The organism is Bradyrhizobium sp. (genome assembly GCF_035309285.1).
Classification (GTDB): Bacteria; Pseudomonadota; Alphaproteobacteria; order Rhizobiales; family Xanthobacteraceae; genus Bradyrhizobium.
In genome coordinates, this window is sequence record NZ_DATGFH010000162.1 from 120,079 (window position 1) to 132,764 (window position 12,686).

Sequence of the window (12,686 nt, forward strand, 5' to 3'; positions counted from 1 at the left end):
GAGGCCACAATGGCCCAGAAGAGACCGAGCCGTGCCATCAAGCTCTTCGGAACCGAGGTTCCTGACGGTAAACGCCGCGAATTGAGAGCAGGTCCCATCTCGGCAGTCTTCAATAGCGGCGCCCTACGCTACATCCGCTATCATGGTGAGGAAGTCCTGCGTGGAATTGCCTACATCGTCCGCGACAAGGACTGGGGCACTTATGCTCCCGCAATCGAGAATCTGAGAATCCGCCAGGGCAAGGATGGCTTTGCTATCGGTTATGAGGCCACCTGCAAGGACAAGGATCAGGCGATCCGCTACTCCGCCAGGATCGACGCAAGGAGTGATGGAACACTGACGTTTTCGGCCGAAGCAACGCCGCTTTCCGACTTCCTCACCAATCGGACCGGCTTTGTGGTGCTGCATCCGCTCGCAGGGACGGTGGGACGCCCAGTTGAGGTCGTCCACACGGATGGAAAGAAAGAGAAGCGCAAGTTTCCCAAATTCATCAGCCCCGGTCAGCCCATTTTCGAAATCCGCTCACTCAAGCATGAGCCGCTTCCGGGAGTTGTGGTCACCGTTCTGATGGAGGGAAACAAGTTCGAGATGGAGGACCATCGAAACTGGATGGATGCTTCCTACAAGACCTATGTGTGCTCCCTGCTCGATCCCTGGCCCTACACACTGGAGAAAGGCAAGGGCTTCGGCCAATCGGTAACCCTCACCGTGTTTGGCAAACGTCCGAAATCAAGGTCAAAGAGCTCCGCCGCTACAAGCATAACCCTTGCAGGCACGAAGGGCCGTATTCCACCAATCGGCGTCGGCGTACCGATGCTGGAAGCTGCGGCGGCCTTCCAAGCCGCGGATCTTGTCGCTGCGGCGAAGCCTCAGGCGCTGGTTTGTCAGATCGACGGACGCGAGCAGGGGCAAGAACAGGCCGCCGCTCATTTCCGCGACCTGTCAAGCCAAACAGGAATACCGGTCATACTTGAGATTATTTTGCCGGCCAGGGAGTCGGCCGATACCGAAGTGGCTGCGATCGCGAGCGCGGTGAATGCTGCGGGACTCACGCCTGCCTCCGTTGTCGTCACCCAGATGCACGATCTCAAATCGTTTCAGCCCAACACACCGAGGCCTTGGGGGCCCAGCTACGAGGAAATGGCGGCGGCGGCCCGGGCGTCCTTCCCGGATGCCAAGCTTGGCGGTGGCATGCTCTCCTATTTTACTGAATTGAACCGCAAGCCTGCGCCTGAGGGCGTTTTCGACTTCATTACCCATACGGGCTGTCCCATTGTCCATGCGCCAGATGATATCTCGGTCATGGAGACGCTTGAGACTCTTCCGTGGATCTACGCTTCAGCACGCGCCATGATCGGCAAAGTGCCCTATCACATCGGGCCAACCAGTATTCCATGTCGTGATAACCCTTACGGCGCAGCGGTTGCGCCGAATCCCGATAACAGGCGGGTCTGTCTCTCCGATCTCGATCCGCGCCAACGCGGTCTCTTCGCTGCCGCATGGAACCTCGGCTATCTGTCGGCGGCGGCGCGAGCCGGTGTCGACGCCCTGGCCCTTGGCTCTGCCACCGGCTCGCAAGGGATGATCTATCACCAATTGGCCCATGCCCAGCCGTGGTTCGACGACGGTAGCGCCAGGGTCTATCCCACCTACCATGTCATAGCGGGTCTTGCTGGCGCCAGCGGCGCAAGACGCATCGATACCGATTCATCTGCCCCCTCAAAGATTGCCGCTCTTGCCTATCGCAACAAGGGTGGCCAGGTCCTTTGGCTTGCCAACCTGTCAGGCGAAATCCAACGCCTGAAAGTCATGGGCTTCGACGGCTCCGCCCGGCTGCATGTTCTTGACGAAAGCAGCTTTGAAGCGGCGGTGCGCGATCCTGCTTGGCTTGGCAGCGGCGGCACTTTCATCCGCAAGGTAGGAAGCCTTGAGCTCCTGCCTTATGGAGTCATCCGAGTCCAGAGCCTCTGATGTCCCAGGCTGCTCGACGACATGGCGAGCGAAATGCGCCCTATGACGCGGCATCGCGATTCGGCCTGGGCTCGCCGATCGCGTGTTGATCTCGACCCCGATGTGGAATTTCAGCATTCCCTACAAGCTGAAGCAGTGGTTCGACGTTATCATCCAGCCCGGCCTCACCTTGTTCAAGGACCGGCTAACGCTGGTGATCGTCGCGAGCGGTGGTGATTTCATCACCGGTATGAATTCTGATGTCTCGAGCCTGACTGCTAGGCCACGGAGAATAAATGGTCGCCTGATTTCAATATGTTACTGACGCAAATCAGTGTGGAGCATGAACGTTTGCTTCTCGCGCCTTGCATTGGAAATGGTTAGCACGAAATCCTCGCAACAACGCATTTCTTATTCAACTCGAGTGAAAAATCGCGCCCACGTTCGGTCTCACCTTAACCAGGCCCAAGTGCTAGAATAACAAGGCCCCGGCTCGGTCAACGCATTGGGCCCAAAATCTGAAGGAGCGCGCCATGAACAGGAGCCTACCTCTCGCGCGCGGCGAAGTGAGCCGCCTCAGTCTGATCATCCTCCTCGTCCTCAGCATGCTGCTGATGCTCCCCGCTGCTTCCCGGGCGCAGCAGAGCCCACCGATCGCCGAGCAGATCGCCAAGGCCTATGGTCTCGACTCGTTTGGGCAAGTTGAGGCCATCCGCTACACCTGGAACGGGGAATTTCCGGGTGGTCTCCATATCGCGGACAAATGGGAATGGAGCCCGAAGACCGACTCGGTCTCCTACGAAGGCAAGGACATGGCCGGCAATCCGGTCAAGGTCACCTATCAGCGCTCGCAGCTCGACAGCCAAAGTGACGTCGTCAAGAAGGAGGTCGATCCGATGTTCGCCAATGACCAGTATTGGACGCTGCTCCCGTTTCACTTGCTGTGGGATGGCGCGACTGCGACCGACGAAGGCCAGCAGAAGCTGCCGATCGGCGACGGGACCGCGCAGCGGATTGCGATGAAGTACCCGTCGGCGGGCGGCTATCAGCCCGGCGACACCTGGGACCTCTACATCGGCCCCGACAAGCGGATCGTGCAAATCACCTATCACCGGGGCGCTCCCAACCCGCCGCCGCATCTCGTGAGCGCAACCTATGCAGATTACAAGAAGGCCGGCCCGTTACTCATCTCAACGGATCACCCCGGGACCGTGGACGGAAAGGACTTCCGGATAACCTTGACTGGCGTGTCGGTGAAGCTGACGGGGTCCGACAAATGGATCGACGCGCAATGAAGCGCGGCGGTTGATTGTGTAGTCCGAGGCGCACCATCCGGCTGCTTGCGCGGCGGTGCGCCTTGTGGGCCTACCGGCCCGCGCAGTAACTATTCGATCGACCGACGCGTAGAGCAACTATCGATCCTTGGGGAGCACGCGCCTATGCCCGAAAATCCCATTACCAATATCTGGCAGTTCCTGACTGCGGCGACGAATGATTATGTCCATCAGGGAGGCTGGCGCTATCTGATCCTGGCGCTGTTCTGGATCCTGTTGCTCGTCAGCATTGCAATGGTGATCCGGAATTGGCAGGAGGACCCGTCGCAACGGAGCGGGCGCCATCTTGGAATCTGGCTGGTCCGGGTCCTGATCGGCTGCATGTGGTTTCAGGGCATGTTGTGGAAACTGCCGCTGCCGGTGTCCGATGGTTTGCAATATTGGACCGAACAGGAATCGACCAACGCAGCTTTTGAATTTCACCGTACGTTCCTGAAGGACGTCGTGCTGCCTCACATGACGATCTTCGGACCCATCGTCTTTCTTGCCGAGCTGGTGTTCGCCGGATCAATGATCCTCGGGCTTGCGGTGCGGTTTGTCGGCGTGCTGGCCATCGCCTATACGCTGCAACTCTGGCTCGGCCTCTATGACAATTCGTCCGAGTGGCCGTGGACCTACATGTTCCTCGCGCTGCTCATGTTCCTGTTCGTGGTCGAGGCGGCCGGCCGAAGTCTCGGCCTTGATGCCTGGCTGCGCCGCGAGGTCCCGGCCGTGCGCGACGGCAAGGGCTTCCTCGGCTGGTTCTTCAAGATGGCGGGTTAGCCGTCGTTTATTGCGAAAGACAAGCACATGAGGGCGTTGGCGCGTGCAGCGATGGTTGTTGTGGTGCTGGGCCAGACCTGCGTCCATGCTGCTGAGGTCAGCTATCTGGCGCCGCCAGGCGCGCCCGCAAACGCGTTTCCCTCACCCCGGCGCCCGGTGGCGCCAATCGTCAGCCCGATCCGTTCCAGCGAGGAGCACCGCGACTCCCTGAACGAGGCCGGTCAGATTCATCGCCTTCTTGGAATCAAGCCGGGAATGACGGTCGGCGACCTTGGCGCGGGCAGTGGCTACCACACGGTCCGGCTCTCGCCCGTCGTCGGGGCCACTGGCTCCGTCATCGCCGAGGACGTCACGCGGGATTATCTCGTCGAGCTCAAGAGGCGAACCGAACGCCTGGGGCTGACCAACATCAAATTCGCGCTCGGAGAGTCCCACGATCCGCGTCTGCCGGCCGCCTCGCTGGATGTCGCGATGCTCGTGCACATGTATCACGAGATCGCCCAGCCCTACGCCTTCCTCTACAACCTCGCGCCGGCCTTGAAGCCGGGTGCGCGGGTCGGAATCGTCGACCTCGAGCGTCCGACGCAGCAACATGGCACGCCAATCGAGGTTCTGCGCTGCGAACTGGCCGCGGTCGGCTACCGCGAGATCGCCACGTACCAGCTCGCGGGCGATGGCGGATATCTGGCGGTGTTTTCACCGCCGGGAGAAGCAGGTCGCAAATCTCCTGGAGATATCGTCGCGTGCGGCGATCGCAGCGGCACTCACTGAGCCGCCGATCAGCGAGCGGTTTCGCCGCGTAGCTCGAGCGCGAGGCGAACGAACGTTTTCGCAATCGACCAGGCCGCCTTGATGCCGGCGATGAGGTTGCCGGAGACTTTCGAGACCCCGCCGATCCGGCGCCGCTGTCCGACGGCGACCTCGATGGCCGGCAAGCGGGCGGCCGCGACACGCATCAGCATCTCCAGATTCCAGCCGTAGGTCTCTTCCTTCATACCGAGGCCTTTGAGTTCATCCCGCCGGATGGCGCGAAACGGCGACAGATCGGTGAAGCTTGCACCATAGACGAGGCGCAGCAGCAGCGAGCCAACATGCGCGGCGAGAAGCTGCTGTGGCGACAGGCTGCCAGGCTCGCGCGACCCACGCACGCGCGAGCCGAGAACGAAGACCGCTTGGCCCGCGACGATCGGCGACACCAGATCAGGAATGAATTCGGCGACATCGCTGCCATCACCGTCGAGGAAGACGAGAATGTCGGCGTCATCGCGTGCTGCCGCGATCCCTGCCTGGATCGCGCGACCGTAGCCGCGTCGCGGCTCGACGATCACGCGAGCTCCCGCGGCCTCTGCACGCTCGACTGTCCTGTCCCGCGAGCCCCCGTCGACAACGACGACTTCGCTCGCATTCTGCGCCAGCACCGCGGTCACAACCTGACCGATCGCCATTTCCTCGTCGAGGCACGGAATGATCGCCGAGACGATTGCCACCTCGTTCACAGGCTCCAACGCAGACCACAATTGGCGCACGCTTTCGGCGGCTGATCCGAGAGCAGCGCCGTCCGAAAATCCCGATAGGCGGGCCCGTTCCAGATGTCCTTCAGGGATTGCCGGCCCGCATGGCCAAGCGTGTAATTGTCGTAGCCATGCTGCGAAAACGGCGCGATGCAGCACGGCAAAGCGCGGCCATTGGCCGTGAAGTACATCAAGGACCACGGCCGCCGGCAGAGCGACCACGGCGAACCGTCGCCACTGCTCTTCAGGCTCAATCCCGGCTCGCTCGCTGCGCCCGACGCGCTGAAGGTCAGGCCAAGGGCGCGCGCCAGCTCCTCGGCCTCTCTCAGCTGGGCCGCCTCGCCTTCGGTCAGGCGCTCGAACAACGCCTGGTCCGGGCGCGCCTTGCCGATCGCCTTTTCATCGAAGAACACGAGCCTCTGCAGATAGACCTCCTTGACGCCGATCTCGGCCGCAACTTTGACAAACGTGGGCAGCTCTTCGACGGTCTCTTTCAGGCCCGTGAGCCAGATGGAGACTTGCGGCTTCGTTTGTCCCTCCCGGATCTGCAGCTCGCGAAACGCGCGCACATTACGGGTGATGCGGCCGAAATAATCCCTGCCGCGGATCGCCTTGAAGCTCTCGCGGTTTGACGCGTCGAGCGACACACGCAGCTCATCGAGCCCGGCGTCGATCAGGGCGCGGCCGTTGCGCTCACCGAGGACCGTTCCGTTGGTGTTGAACAGGACGTAGACACCGCGGTCCTTCAGGTAGCGGACCATCCGCGGCAGGTTCGCGACCAGCATCGGCTCGCCGACCCCGTGCAGAACGGCGCGCGCGAGATCGGGGACCTGATCGACAATCGACGTGAACAGCTCCCAGCTCATGTCGGCCGGCGGTTCGAGCTCTTCGTAGGTCCGCGGACAGGTGGTGCACAAAAGATTGCAGCGGTTGGTCACTTCCAGATAGAGGCAGACCGGCGCTCGCGGCGCGATCGCGGTGCGCTCGCCCGTGACCGCTTCGTGATAGCGGCGTGGGTCGAACGACGTACGTACGCCTGGTGTCGCGCCGGACGCGCTCATGGCGATACTCCAGCCTTTGCGGCTCGCTGCATGCGAGTCCTCCACGCCGCCAGAGCCCAGGCCAGCAAAAGACCGCCGAACAGAATGGATTTTGACACCATTCTTGGAATGTAGAAATCCCAGTCGAGCTGTTCCGACAGAAAGAGCGCTCCGATCGAGACGACCCATGTCGGCGGGGAACCGCACAGAGCGGTAAACGGCGTAATGACGAGAAAATACCAGGGATAGTTGGGCGACACGAACAGAAGCGCGAGCAGTAACAGCATGTTGATATAGGTTAGCGTGGGCGCAAGGCTGCGATCAGACCGGCGAGCCACGGAGAATCCCGTCAACAGCAGGACCAGCGCGGCAAGTGACGCGTAAACGACGACATCACCCTGGTGCTCGCCAAACACAAGCCGCCAAAGCGACAACAGCCAGAGATCGTTGCCGGCACGGATGCCTTCTTCGTTGAGGTAGCCTTGCGTCAGGAAGCCGAGAACACGCCAACCGACCGACAAATACGGAAGGTAACAAAGCATGATAACGGCGACCACCACGAGCGGCATCTTGATATCCCACGGGCGCCAGATCCCGGCGAAGACCGGCGCTGCAAGGGGTTTGACCAGTGTCGCAAGCGCGATCATGACTGCTCCGCGCAGCGTATGGCTCGTTAGCGCGATCCAGAGGCCGAGCAGCATCAGCGCCACCATGAGCCCGTCGACGTGGCCGCTGTTGGCGATCTCCCATAGTGGAAGCGGATGCCAGAGATAGGCGATGACGCGCGTCACGGGGCGGTGCATGCGCCGCAGCAGGAGCATGATCAGCGTTACGGTGACGGCTTCGCATCCCATGAGCGCCAGGCGCATCACCGTCACGCTTTCACCGATCCGCGTGACGATGAGGAAGAAAAATTGCGCGACCGGAGGATAGATCGTGACGGCAAAATTGGCACGGTTGATGTGTGGAAAAATCGTCGCATCGCGCAAGGCCGCGAGCGCCTCATCGGCGGGGAAATAGCGATAGGGGTTGATACCGGCGGCCTGAACCCTGCCGTCCCAGACATAACGATAGATGTCGCTGGACAAGAGCGGATCAAACAGCAGCACGTAGACTCTGAGCGCGATCGCAAGTCCAAAGATCAGCCACAGCGCGCTGGCTTGCGGTACGCGCTCGGCGAGACGAGTTGCCACGATGGTCACCAGACCCGCGATAACGCTCAGGGCGATGAAGGCATTGTCACCATAAGTCTCGAACGCAAACGGAGTGACCAGGGTCAGACCGGTCAGGACAGCACCGGCGCCTGCCAATAAAGGAAGCGGAGGCAAGGTGTCGGCCAGGTGCGGCAGTCGACGGAGTTGAATTGCGACAGCGCCCGCCATTGTCTTTAGAGACCTATCTGCAAGCCGGCCTTGAGAAAGGCCCGGCTTGCCACCGCAAACCCGCCGCCGCGAAAGCGGGTTGAACGGCCGGCCAGTTCGTCTTGCAGCCAATGCAACGTCTGCACGTCATCGACATCGTACCATTCGCCCAGCATGGTGGTGGCAAGCCCGATTTCGGCCGCGCGCTCGCATGTGCTGCGCGCTACGGTTTCGGTTCCCCATGCGATGTCCGTGAACAGGTGGCGATGCGGCTGCTTGAGGCCGATGAGGTAGTAGCCTCCGTCGCTTGCCGGCCCAAGCACCATGCGGTCGCCGGGTTCACGCAGCGCTGCAACGGCCTCTGCGAGCAAACGGGGTGGCAACGTTGGGCTGTCGCCATTGACGAGCAGAACACAGTCATGTCCCGCATCCAATAGCGCGCGTGTCGCGCCAAGCAACACATACCCTAGATCATCTCCAGCCTGCAGCAGCAATCCGAACCCCGCCGGAAGGAGCTGCCGCATGATGTGTTCGGTCCCCGCCGGCGCATAGACGCCATAGCCGCGTCTGCCGATCACCTCCGGCACCGCTTCGATGCTTGCTGCGACATCGCGCAGAAAACAGGCAGAGAGCTCAGAGGCGGCAACTTCGCCAATGGCCGTGGCAAGCCGCGTCTTGGAGCGGCCCGGCTGCGGCGCCTTGCAAATGATCCCGATCGCCGCGATGCGCAGTTGCGCGAGGACGGGTGTCACCTCGCCGTCATTGACCGCCATCACCAGACAAACCTCGTGCGCCGTGACTGATCATTGGTAGCGTTCTCGCCGCAAGCCGGCAAGCACTGCCCCAGGCTGCGGCTCCATGCAGGCGTCACCGACATCAGGAAAAATGTGTTCGGGTGGTGAAACAAGGTGGCCCGCGACGACGTAATTGTTGGGCGTAGCCCCGCGTTCGCCGCGAGCACGGCGGTCTTGGCCATGCCTGAAGGTTGTTGTGTTTGATCCGATCGAGTGGATCGCTTAGCATCGTGAAAGAAGGCTGGGGTCAACATGGGCAGTAACCGCGTGGCATGGGGGTAATATCCACCCGCCACGGCGCTTTGGTGTCGAGGGCCGAAATGAATCACGAGACCGCAGTTTCGAATGCCAGGGAGATCGCCGATCGCATTCTCGCACCGGCGGCCAAGCAAAACGACAAGGAAGCTCGATTTTCGTCCGAAGCGGTCGCCGCGCTTGGTCCGGCTGGACTCTTGGGGATCATGCTGCCCGCCGAAGTGGGTGGCTCGGCCCTCGGTCCGAGGACGCTGGCTGCCGTTGTCGCGACGCTTGCGGAGGCGGACGCATCCGCGGCGATGGTTTACCTGATGCACCTTTGCGCTACCGCGACGATTGCGTCGGCCCGTCCGGGCGCCACGGTGGCGCCGACGCTGAAGGACATTGCGGCCGGTCGACACCTCACCACCCTGGCCTTCAGCGAAGCGGGATCGCGCAGCCACTTCTGGGCACCTGTCTCGCGAGCCAAGCGCAACGGCGCCGGCGTCTATCTCACGGCCAAGAAATCGTGGGTGACGAGCGCCGGTCACGCGCAAAGCTATGTGGTTTCGGCGCTCTCCCCCGATGGGACGGGTCCAACCGACTCGACCCTTTACCTCTTCGCCAGCGGCACGCCCGGACTGTCGGTCGCCGGCCCGTGGGATGGTCTCGGGATGCGCGCCAACGCTTCCGCGCCGATGATCCTCGATGATTGCAAAATCGAGTCCAGCCACCAGCTCACCGACGACTGCGCCGGCTTCAAGGCGATGCTGGAGATCGTGCTTCCACTGTTCAACCTCGGAACCTCGGCGGTCGCGCTGGGTCTGTGCCGGGCCGCGGTGGCGGGGACTGCGGCGCATCTCAAGAGCGCTCGCTTTGAGCATTTGGGCCAGAGCCTCGGCGAGAGCCTGCCGACGCTTCGTGCGCAGCTTGCGAAGATGCAGATCGACACCGATGGGCTTGCCGCGCGCGTCGACGATCTCGTCGATCACCTTGAGCGTCCCCGCGATACCACCATGCTGCGCGTACTCGAATGCAAGGCGTCCGCTGGCGATGTCGCGATCGCCGTCACCTCGACCGCCATGCGGGTGTGCGGTGGCGCCGCATTTTCCAGGCACATGGCGATCGAGCGGCTGTTCCGCGACGCGCATGCGGGCGCCGTCATGGCGCCGACGGGCGATGTGCTGCTCGAATTCATCGGCAAGGCCGTTCTGGGAATACCGTTGTTCTGAGCACGACAGCGCTGCGACGCCATTGATGTCAGTCAAAATGCAGAGCCCGAGGAACGAGGAGCGGTCATGAGCCGGACGATCTGGGTAGGTGCCGTCGCATATGATCCGAAGGTGGTCGGCATCTGGGAAGGTATGCGGCGATATTTTCACGAGGAGGCGCATCTGCCCGTCGAGGTCGTGTTGTTTCAGAGCTACGAGGCGCAGGTCGCCGCACTCTTGTCTCAGCCTGGCGATCCGTTGCCACGCATCGACATCGGGTGGAACACCAACCTCGCCTATCTCCAGGCCGATGCCTGGAGCGACAAGCGTTGCCGGCCGATCGCGATGCGCGACACCGACGTCGGCTGGATGACCAAGATCGTCGCGGTGACCGGCGGGCCGGTCACCAAGCTTGCCGATCTCAGAAACCGCACGCTGGCGCTCGGCAGCCGCGACAGCGGACACGCGGCCATCCTCCCGGTTCATTTCCTGCAGCACGAAGGGCTGGTTGAAGCGAAGCACTACCGGACGCTGCGCTTCAACACCGATCTCGGCAAGCACGGCGACACCGGTAGAAGCGAGTCCGACGTCGTTCGCGCGGTGCTGGACGGCCGCGCCGATGCGGGCGCGATCGGAAGCCCGTTCTGGAACGCGGTCCGCAGCGAGCGTCTGGTGCCGGACGGCGCGCTCACCGAGATCTGGTCGTCGCGGCCCTACAATCACTGCATGTTCACGGCGAGATCCGATCTGGACCCCGCATTGGAGCAGCAGTTTGCCAAAGCACTGTTCGCCATGAGCTTCGAAAACCCGGCGCATCGTCCCGTGCTCGAGGCGGAGGGATTGCGGCAATGGATCGCGCCGCAGCTCGAGGCGTATGCGGAGTTGCGAGAAGCTTCTGCGCAACAAGGATTTCTGGCACGGCCATCGGCCCAGGTGTAAGCCCGACCAAAAAAAACCGGACTGAGCTCTGATCGCACGCCGCGCCGCCATCAGGCACAGTTGAAAATCCGGGCCAAGGCGCGCTGATGCTCGAATTCGCGGTCGAAGGCGCGCCGCACCGCGGCGAAGGATTCGGCGAGCGGAAAGATGTCGCGGCTGACCAGGAGGTCCTCATCTTCGGCTCCGACGGGATGCCAGAACACGCCTTCCGCCGTGATCGTCACCTCGGGAACGAGGTCGGCTCTTGCCAAAGCGATGCCCTGTGCGGCGGAGCCTCTGAGCGCAATTCGCCGGATCACCCGGTTCTCCGCGCTGATGTGATGGGCGTCGAGGAAGCCCTCGAATTCCTCGGCCTCTGCCTCAGTCGATACCGTCGCTGCCAGGCGCACGCGGAATCCCTCGGCCCGGGCCTGCTCGATGCCCTTCCAGGCGCGTGCCCATGTCCCCTTTCCCCGGTGATCGTCGTGGCGCTCGGGCGTCGGACTGTCGAGGCTGATCTGGAATGTGACGCGCTCGCGCGGCAATGAGCGCAGCGTTGCAAGCCCCCTTCCGGCAAACAGCATGCCGTTGGTGAGGACCGTGGTCGGCGCCGCCGCGGCACATGCGGCAATGATCTCGTCGATATCCGGCAGCATGAAGGGCTCACCGCCGGTGACGAAGATTTCGCTGACACAGAGCTCGGCCGCCTCGGTCGCGATCCGCCGCACGCGTTCGATCCCGAGCGCCCGTCGCGGAGCCTTGGGCGACGAACGCACGCAACAATAGTCGCAACTCAGGTTGCAGTCGAAGTTGGTGTAAAGCCATAACCGAGAGCCGACAGGCCGGTCGTCTCCACCATTTTCCGGAGCCTCTCCATGGCGCACCACCCAACGGGTGCGTCCGCCTTCCACCGTCGTATCGACCAGACTGTTGCGGGTGAAGCGACACCATGCCTCGAGCGCGGGGCCGATACCTGGATCGCTCCCGACCACGGCGATGAGGTCGCCCTTTCGGCTGCGGCGCAGCGCAGCTATTAAATCCGGCAAGAGGCCGGAGGCAAACGTCCTTGTGCCGGCATCGACCTCGACCTTCGTGTTGATCTTCATGCGTAGATCCCGGGGCCTGCCGTCTACCGCACCAGTTTCGCACCAAAACTATGTCACGAGAGCACGACGCACGCGATCAATTTTCAGCGAAAATGCGGCAACGCATCATGCTTGAATTCCTTCAGCACCATTCAACGGTTCGGACACATGGGGCGACTGAGCTGTATCAATTTGGCCGGAGAACGCACGTCCGCATTCCCGCGGCACGAATGGTCCGGGTTTTGCTCGATCGCCCTCATCTGAGAGGGCGCAGGGAAAGCCGGGCGCTGGCCGCACCCGCAACCTCGTGTGCAACAAGCAACAAGGAAAGCACACGAGAAATACAGGTTCGACCGAAACATCCGGCCTTCCCTGCGCAATGGTTTACGGCTTATGGCGCGCTCTCCTCGGGGTACCGGGCTTGATAGCCCCCGTCGTCTCGCGGTGATCACCGCGCGACTTGATCCCAGCATCGGGGGACCAGGA

At 62.3% G+C, this 12,686-nt stretch carries 11 protein-coding genes and 1 pseudogene; 7 read left to right on the forward strand and 5 right to left on the reverse strand.

All coding sequences use genetic code 11. From position 1 onward, the window contains the following. Nucleotides 1–9 precede the first annotated feature (9 nt). The 5 genes and pseudogenes from VKR55_RS28930 to VKR55_RS28950 all read left to right on the forward strand — a co-directional run bounded on the left by VKR55_RS28930 (nt 10) and on the right by VKR55_RS28950 (nt 4,817). Entirely contained in the window at nt 10–1,971 is a 1,962-nt protein-coding gene (locus tag VKR55_RS28930) for a D-apionate lactonase family protein (protein ID WP_324408807.1), read from the forward strand. A 52-nt stretch (nt 1,972–2,023) separates the two neighbouring features. Beyond that, nucleotides 2,024–2,206: pseudogene (locus VKR55_RS28935) on the forward strand (NAD(P)H-dependent oxidoreductase); the annotation flags it as partial. 277 nt (nt 2,207–2,483) lie between these two features. Continuing rightward, nucleotides 2,484–3,245 (forward strand): hypothetical protein, encoded by a 762-nt coding sequence (locus VKR55_RS28940; protein WP_324408808.1) that lies wholly within the window; start codon nt 2,484–2,486, stop codon nt 3,243–3,245. 144 nt (nt 3,246–3,389) lie between these two features. Further along, on the forward strand, nt 3,390–4,046 hold the full coding sequence (locus VKR55_RS28945; RefSeq protein WP_324408809.1) for a DoxX family protein: 657 nt from the start codon (nt 3,390–3,392) through the stop codon (nt 4,044–4,046). A gap of 27 nt (nt 4,047–4,073) precedes the next feature. After that, a complete protein-coding gene (locus tag VKR55_RS28950; RefSeq protein WP_324408810.1) occupies nt 4,074–4,817 on the forward strand; it encodes a class I SAM-dependent methyltransferase in 744 nt (247 codons plus the stop codon). A gap of 8 nt (nt 4,818–4,825) precedes the next feature. On the opposite strand, the gene VKR55_RS28955 is transcribed toward VKR55_RS28950, so the two are convergent. Genes VKR55_RS28955 through VKR55_RS28970 form a run of 4 tightly spaced genes read right to left on the reverse strand, consistent with a single transcriptional unit; the run spans nt 4,826 to nt 8,731 of the window. Then, nucleotides 4,826–5,542, reverse strand: coding sequence for a glycosyltransferase family 2 protein (locus tag VKR55_RS28955; protein WP_324408811.1), 717 nt, complete (start codon nt 5,540–5,542; stop codon nt 4,826–4,828). Next, nucleotides 5,539–6,618, reverse strand: a complete 1,080-nt coding sequence (locus tag VKR55_RS28960) for a radical SAM/SPASM domain-containing protein (RefSeq protein WP_324408812.1) — start codon at nt 6,616–6,618, stop codon at nt 5,539–5,541. Before VKR55_RS28960 ends, VKR55_RS28955 begins: the two co-directional genes overlap by 4 nt. Beyond that, complete coding sequence (locus VKR55_RS28965) at nt 6,615–7,979, reverse strand: MptA/MptB family glycosyltransferase (protein ID WP_324408813.1); 1,365 nt, start codon at nt 7,977–7,979, stop codon at nt 6,615–6,617. The genes VKR55_RS28960 and VKR55_RS28965 overlap by 4 nt, the downstream gene beginning before the upstream one ends. Before the next feature lie 5 nt (nt 7,980–7,984). Continuing rightward, nucleotides 7,985–8,731 carry a TIGR04282 family arsenosugar biosynthesis glycosyltransferase gene (locus tag VKR55_RS28970; RefSeq protein ID WP_324408814.1) on the reverse strand — a complete coding sequence of 249 codons (747 nt, stop codon included), beginning with the start codon at nt 8,729–8,731 and terminating at the stop codon, nt 7,985–7,987. Nucleotides 8,732–9,072: 341 nt separating this feature from the next. Between VKR55_RS28970 and VKR55_RS28975 the strand changes: the two genes are divergently transcribed. After that, nucleotides 9,073–10,218: an acyl-CoA dehydrogenase family protein gene (locus VKR55_RS28975; RefSeq protein ID WP_324408815.1), complete on the forward strand. Its 1,146-nt coding sequence runs from the start codon at nt 9,073–9,075 to the stop codon at nt 10,216–10,218. Between the two features lie 66 nt (nt 10,219–10,284). Then, nucleotides 10,285–11,136 carry a phosphate/phosphite/phosphonate ABC transporter substrate-binding protein gene (locus VKR55_RS28980; RefSeq protein WP_324408816.1) on the forward strand — a complete coding sequence of 284 codons (852 nt, stop codon included), beginning with the start codon at nt 10,285–10,287 and terminating at the stop codon, nt 11,134–11,136. A gap of 50 nt (nt 11,137–11,186) precedes the next feature. Here VKR55_RS28980 and VKR55_RS28985 read toward each other — a convergent pair whose 3' ends face one another. After that, nucleotides 11,187–12,221 (reverse strand): Rv1681 family radical SAM protein, encoded by a 1,035-nt coding sequence (locus VKR55_RS28985; RefSeq protein WP_324408817.1) that lies wholly within the window; start codon nt 12,219–12,221, stop codon nt 11,187–11,189. Nucleotides 12,222–12,686: the final 465 nt, after the last annotated feature.